Below are 7,305 nucleotides of genomic sequence, written 5' to 3' on the forward strand. Positions count from 1 at the left end.
CGCGGATTTCAAGACCACCGTCGACGATACCGAGTGGCGCGGATAGACGCCTTTGCCCGATCGTTTCTAAAAAGTTTCTGACGAACAAACAGCCCCTTGCCGGATCCCGGCAGGGGGCTTTTGCTTTTATGGGATGCCGAACCCATTGAGGGAGGAGAATCAGCGTTCCGTAAACGCATACCTTCCCCCAGCATGACCCATTGTCACGTTTTTCACCATGGATGTGTCATTCCTGTGATCTCCATCACTGACGCTGGGTGCAACCTGTGTCAGGTTGAATTCACACACAAGCCAGCTTCCATCCGCGTTTTCTGTTCATGGTGCTTGCTTCACAGCTTTCCTGTTGGCGTATTTTCCCTTCATCCTAAACACACCAGAACGGATCCGGTTGGCTTTCACAGTTGCCGTCAATGCCGCATATCGCCAGGGAAAGGAGGTGAGATCGTCACGTTCCACTCGGCCGATGGAGGCTTGCTTGCAGTCATGATACGCGCGGTTGTGGCATTCAAACGGCATTCAGGCGTTCTCAAGAAGGAGGCGGGCAATGAAATACAAAGACAAACTCAGCGGCAAGGAATTTACGTTTACTCCCAAGACGGGACAAGTCATGGTCAAATTCTCGGCTGACGCAGACATGCTCTCGGCGACCAGGAGCTTGGAGAAGAATCGAATCATGACCCCCCTATATGATTCGACCCCATCAAGGGGCTATGGGTGCTACCAGCTTCTGGAGGATGGCGCCGATGTCCAATCGGTTGCCAAACAGCCGGGAATCGGAAGTCTCATGCCTGTTGTTGTCGACAACGAAGGCAACGAACGCTTTTTCCTGCCCGGCGAAATCACGGTGCAATTCAAGCCGGGTGTCAGCCCGGAAGCCCAGGAAAAGGTAATTGCCGGTCATCACTGCACCATCCTCAGGAAACAGCAAACCCCCGGTTACTATACCCTTCAATTGCCTTCGGGAATGGATATCTTCGATGCCATTGAAACCTTCAACAAAAACGATGATGTCCTTTTCGCCGAACCATCCAATGTCGGCTATAACGATGCGCTTTACATGCCGGACGATCCCAGCTTCAACAACCAATGGTACCTGCATAATACCGGGCAAACCGGCGGAACCAGTGACGCGGATGTGGACGCACCGGCCGCTTGGGATATCGAACGGGGCGATGCGGGGATCGTGATTGCGGTTCTCGACACGGGTGTGGATCTGGATCATCCGGACCTTCAGGGAAACATCCTGTCCCGACCGACAGGCGAGGATTGGGATTTCGCCGATCCCGATCTGGTCCCCGAGCCTGGAACCGAATCGTGGGAGGATCATGGGACCCACTGCGCGGGCATCGCGGCGGGGGTTGACAACGGCACCGGGATCCTCGGCTTGGCACCGGGTTGCAGCATTTTGCCGATTCGTATCGACCTTCATGGCGGCGCTTACCAGAACCGAGCGGATGCCATTAATTTCGTCACATCCATCGCCCCGCGGTATGGGCATGTGGTCATGAGTTGCAGTTGGCGAACCAGCGGCAATGTGACGGCGATTCAAAATGCCATTATCGCTGCGAACACCCAGGGCATCCTTGTCTGTTTTGCCGCCGGCAATGATTACACGGATACGGATGTCACCCCCAAATACCCCGGCGTCATGCCCGAGGTGCTGTCTGTTGCCGCAACTGACCACAAAGACGTCAAAGCCGGATTTTCCAACTATGGGTCGTCGGTGGATGTCTCCGCGCCCGGGGTTAACATTTATTCCACCGTGCCGAATGACACCTATGGAAGCAAAGACGGCACATCCATGGCGTGCCCGTTGGTGGCCGGGCTGGCGGGGCTGATCTGGTCACGAAATCCGACCCTGACCCACCTGGAAGTGAGAACAATTATTGAAAACAACTGTGACAATATCAATGCCCTCAATCCAGGATACAATGGCAAATTGGGCAAAGGCCGGATCAACGCCTACAGGGCGCTCAACGCGACACCGGCCCTTTGCAGGTTCAAGGTCAAGGGGAAAATCAAATTTCCGCAGAAAAACGCCGGATCGAGCAGCGCGCTGACCTTTTACACCACCGCTGTCCGTTTCCCCTGGTTCCGCCCGGTGAGGCAGCTGCTTTTTCTCACCCAAAAACCGTATTCGGAGCGGATCTACTTCCTCAATCCGACCACCGGAGCGGTCATACGTTCGATTGATCCCAGGAACAACGATACGATTGGCGGCATGACGTGGGACGGGAAAGCCATTCGGGTGGCGAATGTCACCACCGGTGCCGGCTCGATCAATGCCATCAACCCGTCAACCGGGGCGCAGGTGGGGTCGATCAGCGCCCCATCAGGGCGTGGCGAAGGTTTGACCTATGATGGAAAACACCTTTACTATTCCACCATTTCGCGCATCCATAAAATCAATCCCGCCACGGGAGCCGTTTTGCGCAGCTTCCCCGTACCCGGTGGCGGGCGCTGCCGGGCACTGACCCACAATGGCGGCAACCTTATCTTCGCAGGCGACCCTTTCGCCAATGAAATCATCGTTTTTGATAAGACGTCCCTCCGTGTAAGCTGTCGTTTCAAGGCGCCGGGAAGAGGAAACTACCGCGTCGACGGGCTGGCGTATGACAAAATCACCAAGACCCTGTACATCGCCAATCAGAGCGAAAACCTCATCTATTATGGGAAGCTTGCGTAGTCATTCCATCGGCCATCAACCGTGAACGCCCTTTGGTATCGGCGGGCATGTCGCCAAATGGAATCAACCAAGAGCGCAACTCATCGGGGGAAAGCCACAATCCATGGCAAGTTACGGTGAGTGGCTTTCCCCCAAGTTGTTTGTTCGCCAACGGGCTGTTCCCCGGCCTTAAAGGCGGGCGCCGGTTTAGCGGCAGATATCCTCGGAAAGAATGATCGCCTCGGCGATATGGCGCAAGGGTTTACGCGAATCCATGCTGCGTTTCTGGAGCCAGCGGAAGGCTTCGTCACCTTTCATGTTGCGGCGGTGCATGAGAATCTCCTTGGCCCGCTCGATCATTTTGCGGGCCTCCAGCTCCTCTTGAATCACCCGTGTCTTTACCATCAATTCCGTGTTTAAAATGGCCACGGCCGCCTGGTTGGCAACGGCGGTGAGCAGGTTGATCTCCGTATTGGAAAACGCATGGGGCGTGGCGGTAAAGCAGTTCAGCACGCCGATGATGCGCTCGTCCTTGAGTTTCAGCGGCACCCCCACCATGGAGACCAGTTTCAACTTGCGGGCCATCTCCTTTTCCTTGAAACGCGAGTTGCGCAACACATCGGCAATGACCATCGGGCGTTTGTTGGTGACCACATAACCGACGACCCCTTCGTTCAAATGCAACGAGCGATCCTTGACATACTCCGGATCAATGGACTGCGTGGCCTTCAGCCGGATGATCGGGGTCTTCTCGCTTTCATCGATAAGCCAGAGGGAGCAGATCTCGACACCGGTAACCTTGGCCGTCACCATGACGATCAATTTCAGCAGATCCTCCAAAAACAGATCAGAGGTAATCGCTCGGCTGATGTCGGTTAACGCCTTGATGTAACTGTCGTAGGTATTCAAATCGATTTTTTCCATGATCGAATCCTATCTTTTGACGACGCCTCCCATATCACCAAAACAATACTGGACCAGCGTGCAGGCCGCCACGGCGGCGGTCTCGGCCCGTAGAATGCGGGGGCCCAGGCCTGCCGTGAGAAAACCGTTGGCCCTGGCCCGACGGACTTCATCGGCATCGAATCCGCCTTCCGGGCCCACCAGGATCAGGATCCGCTGAGGCGGTCGCGCGGTTTTTTCGGGCGGCACAAACGGCCGGGGCGTCTCTTCCCAGAAAATGATTTTTAGATCGTATTCCCCTGCCGTGGCCAGCACGGCGTCCAGATCCTTCATCGGCGTGATCTGGGGCATGCAGCCACGGCGGCACTGCTTAACCGCCTCGCGGCTGATTTTCTCCCAACGGGCAAGACGCGCGCCGAGGCCCTTGGCGCTGGCCACCGGCACCGAGCGGGCCGCGTAAAAGGGGATCCAGCCGTTGATGCCCAACTCGGTCAACGGGCGAAGCAGATCATCCATCTTGCGGTCCTTGAGCATTGCCTGGGCCAGGGTAAGCTGCACCGGTGACTCCGACAACAGCGCGAAGGTTTCCTCGATTTCCAGAACGACCCGTTTCGGGGAGAGCGACACGATGCGCGCCCGGTACCCCTTTCCCGTGCCATCGAAAAGCTCGACGGTATCGCCGGTGGAGAGCCGCAGCACGCGGCAGATGTGCCCGGCGTCCGAGCCGGTAATCTCCGGCTGCGCGTCACCGACCATCGCCGGCGGTAAATAGAAGCGTCGTAAGGCCATCGGCCGATTCACCCAAGCCCGGTTTATGAAATTTGGGTCGCGACACTCACCCAGAAGCGGATTCAATCCCGCTTGATTTCATCAAACCCATTGAGAAGTCAAGGTGATTGTTCTATATTGATTTAGATCCCCACTAAAAACCGCACGATCCCAATCGGTTTTTTCAATCGACCAGGAAGCCTATGACTGCATATCCGCTACCCGGCATCGTCGAGTTTCTCAGCACCGTAATACCGTTCAACACCCTCGATCGCGCCACCCTCGAGCAGGTGGTCAGCACCGTCCAAGTCGCCTTTTACCCGTCGGGTAAACGGATCATCCACATGGGCGAAGCCTCCAGCGGCTTCCTTTACGTGGTTCAGACCGGTTGCGCGCGGATCTCGATCACCGATGAATCCGGCGACGAACTCCTGGTCGACCTGCGCGGCGAAGGCGATAGTTTTGGTGCGGTGAGCCTTTTGGAAGGCAAGAGCGCCCTTTTCAATATCAGCGCCCAGGAGGATCTGATCGTTTTTCTGATCCCCAAGACAACGGTGGACCGTCTACTGGCCACACATGCCGACTTCAAACGCTACTTCGGCTTCTCCCTGGCGCGCAATTTCAAGGCCGTGCGCAAATCAGCGGACGAACAGCTCGACCTGCTCACCAGCGACAACCAGATCCAGTTCGACCTGTTTCTCTCCGGCAAGCGGATTCGGGAGCTGATGTCCACCACGCCGCTGAGCTGTCCCCCGCGGACCAACGTTCAGGAGGCGGCCCGATTGATGAAAATCCGCGGCGTCGGTTCCATCGTCATCCAGAACGAGGTTGGCCTGCCGGTGGGCATTCTCACCGATACGGACCTGCGCAGCCAGATCATCGCCGAAGGCCGTGACCTGAGCACGCCGGCCGAAACCATCATGAGCGCCCCCATCCGCAGTATCGCACCCGACGCCTTCGCCTTTGACGCCCTTTTGGACATGAGCCGCTTCGGGGTCAGCCATCTGGTGGTAATCGACAACCAGCGGGCCGTGGGCATCATCAGCGAACACGATTTTCAATTGGCCACCGGCACCTCGCCGGTGGGTATCATCGGCGACATCAACAAGGCCACCAGCATCGACGCGCTGGTCGACAAAACGCGCCCAGATCGATCGGGTGCTGGAGATGGCCATGCAGCGCATGGGCGAGGTCAAGCCCATGGTGGCGCTGATTGCCGAGTTGAACGACCGGGTCACGCGCCAATTCATTCGTGTCGTCGAGCGGGAAATGATCGAGGGCGCATGGGGACCGCCGCCGGTGCCGTATTGCTGGCTGGCCATGGGGAGCGAGGGCCGCCGGGAGCAGACCCTGTGCTCGGATCAGGACAACGCCCTCGTCTACCAGGATCTTCCCGAAGCCCAGGTGCCCGCGGCCAGAAAGTGGTTCCTCACCCTGGCCCGGCAGGTGGTGGACGCCCTGGCCCGGTTCGGCATTCCCCGCTGCCAGGGGGGCATCATGGCCAGCAACCCCAAATGGTGCCTGGGTTTGGATGAATGGCGGGACATGTTCGCCGGCTGGATCGATGCGCCGTCACCGGAAAACATGCGTCTGGCAACGATCTTCTTCGATTTTCGCAGCATCACCGACGGCTTCGACGGCGCCGAGCGGCTGCGCCAATGGCTGACCGCCACCGCCGCCGGACGGAAGCACTACGCCCGCGAGATGGCCGGCAACGCCCTTTACAACCGCCCGCCCCTGGGGTTCATGCGCCACTTCGTGGTCGAGACCTCAGGCACCCACAGCGGCGGACTCAACCTGAAGCTGCGCGGCCTGGCACCGGTGGTCGATGCGGCCCGCATCATGGCCCTGGAACTCGGGATCGCGGAAACCAATACCATGGCGCGTCTCAAGGCCATCGTGGCCGAGCGGGTGCTGGAACCAGATTTCGCCGCCGCCATCGAGGATGCCTACGACTACATCAACTGCATCCGCATCAGCCACCATCTGCGTGCCCGGACCCAGGGCAAACCGCTGAACAATTTCGTCGATCCGGCGGTCCTCAACCCCATGGAACGGAAGGTGTTGAAGGAAAGTTTTTCCATCGTCAGCCAGTTGCAGTCCCTCATGGCGTCGCGCTACCAGATCTGGGGGGTGCGCTAAAATGATCCTGCCGACGCTGATGGCCGCCCGGCTGGCCAATCGTCTCCTGCGTTTGCGCCTGGCCCATCGCGACGTGCCGCCCCTGGCCGCGGCCAATCTTCATGCCCTGGCCCATCTGGACGAAAACCAACCCGCGGCCGCCTTCACGTACACCGTCGTCGATCTGGAAACCACCGGCCTGGACATCAAACAGAGCCGGATTGTCAGCATCGGCGCATTCAAGCTAAGCGACCAGCGCATTCACCTCGGCCACTATTTCGATCAACTGGTCAACCCCGGCGGGGAGATGGCCGTGGCGGCCATCAAGGTCCATGGCATCGTTCCGGCCATGCTGGCATCGGCACCGAGCGGGCCGGCGGTACTGGACGACTTCCTGCATTTTCTCGGCAACGACATCCTCGTCGCCCATCCGGCCTGGTTTGACAGCGCCTTTTTGAACCGGTTGATGCAGGCCTGTTATGGGTTCCGCTTGCAGAATCTGGTCATCGACAGCCGGCAACTGTGCGAGCGCACCATTTGACCAAACGGCTGCCGGCCCTGCCACGCAAGCCCGGCCTGCTCGGCCATGGCGCCGCCGCGCCGGAACGGCATCCGTCCTCACTGACCCTCGAGGAGATCGCCCATCAGCTGGGCATCCGTATCTACCGGCGACACAGCGCCGTCGGCGATGCCCTGGCCACGGCCATGATCGTACAGCACTGCCTTTCGCACCTGGCCCAAAACGGCCGAGGGCGGTTGGGGGATCTGATCCGGGCCAGCACGCTCTGACAGCGTTTTTTGCAGTAGCCATGGAGCTTGATGGACTCGTAAAAAGCCACATCCCCGAC

6 protein-coding genes and 1 pseudogene are annotated in these 7,305 nt (G+C 58.6%); 5 read left to right on the forward strand and 2 right to left on the reverse strand.

The window, feature by feature from the left end; genetic code table 11:
- The first annotated feature begins 544 nt into the window (after positions 1 to 544).
- The gene (locus tag JCM12296_RS30890) at positions 545 to 2,686 is read left to right on the forward strand and encodes a S8 family serine peptidase (RefSeq protein WP_054701116.1); all 2,142 of its coding nucleotides are present in this window, start codon (positions 545 to 547) and stop codon (positions 2,684 to 2,686) included.
- Between the two features lie 186 nt (positions 2,687 to 2,872).
- Here JCM12296_RS30890 and JCM12296_RS30895 read toward each other — a convergent pair whose 3' ends face one another.
- Positions 2,873 to 3,589, reverse strand: a complete 717-nt coding sequence (locus JCM12296_RS30895) for a GAF and ANTAR domain-containing protein (protein ID WP_054701118.1) — start codon at positions 3,587 to 3,589, stop codon at positions 2,873 to 2,875.
- Positions 3,590 to 3,598: 9 nt separating this feature from the next.
- Positions 3,599 to 4,357 (reverse strand): 16S rRNA (uracil(1498)-N(3))-methyltransferase, encoded by a 759-nt coding sequence (locus JCM12296_RS30900; RefSeq protein WP_157068050.1) that lies wholly within the window; start codon positions 4,355 to 4,357, stop codon positions 3,599 to 3,601.
- A gap of 182 nt (positions 4,358 to 4,539) precedes the next feature.
- Here JCM12296_RS30900 and JCM12296_RS46375 point away from each other — a divergent pair.
- From JCM12296_RS46375 to JCM12296_RS30920, 4 genes and pseudogenes are all read left to right on the forward strand, one after another.
- A pseudogene (locus JCM12296_RS46375) lies at positions 4,540 to 5,382 on the forward strand (CBS domain-containing protein); the annotation flags it as partial.
- 154 nt (positions 5,383 to 5,536) lie between these two features.
- Entirely contained in the window at positions 5,537 to 6,478 is a 942-nt protein-coding gene (locus JCM12296_RS30910) for a DUF294 nucleotidyltransferase-like domain-containing protein (RefSeq protein WP_246805171.1), read from the forward strand.
- Between the two features lies 1 nt (position 6,479).
- Positions 6,480 to 6,998, forward strand: coding sequence for a 3'-5' exonuclease (locus tag JCM12296_RS30915; protein WP_054701131.1), 519 nt, complete (start codon positions 6,480 to 6,482; stop codon positions 6,996 to 6,998).
- Positions 6,995 to 7,246, forward strand: a complete 252-nt coding sequence (locus JCM12296_RS30920) for a PolC-type DNA polymerase III domain-containing protein (protein WP_054701134.1) — start codon at positions 6,995 to 6,997, stop codon at positions 7,244 to 7,246. The genes JCM12296_RS30915 and JCM12296_RS30920 overlap by 4 nt, the downstream gene beginning before the upstream one ends.
- The last annotated feature ends 59 nt before the right edge of the window (positions 7,247 to 7,305 follow it).

Origin of the sequence: Desulfosarcina cetonica JCM 12296, from assembly GCF_001311845.1 — a bacterium.
Classification (GTDB): Bacteria; Desulfobacterota; Desulfobacteria; order Desulfobacterales; family Desulfosarcinaceae; genus Desulfosarcina; species Desulfosarcina cetonica.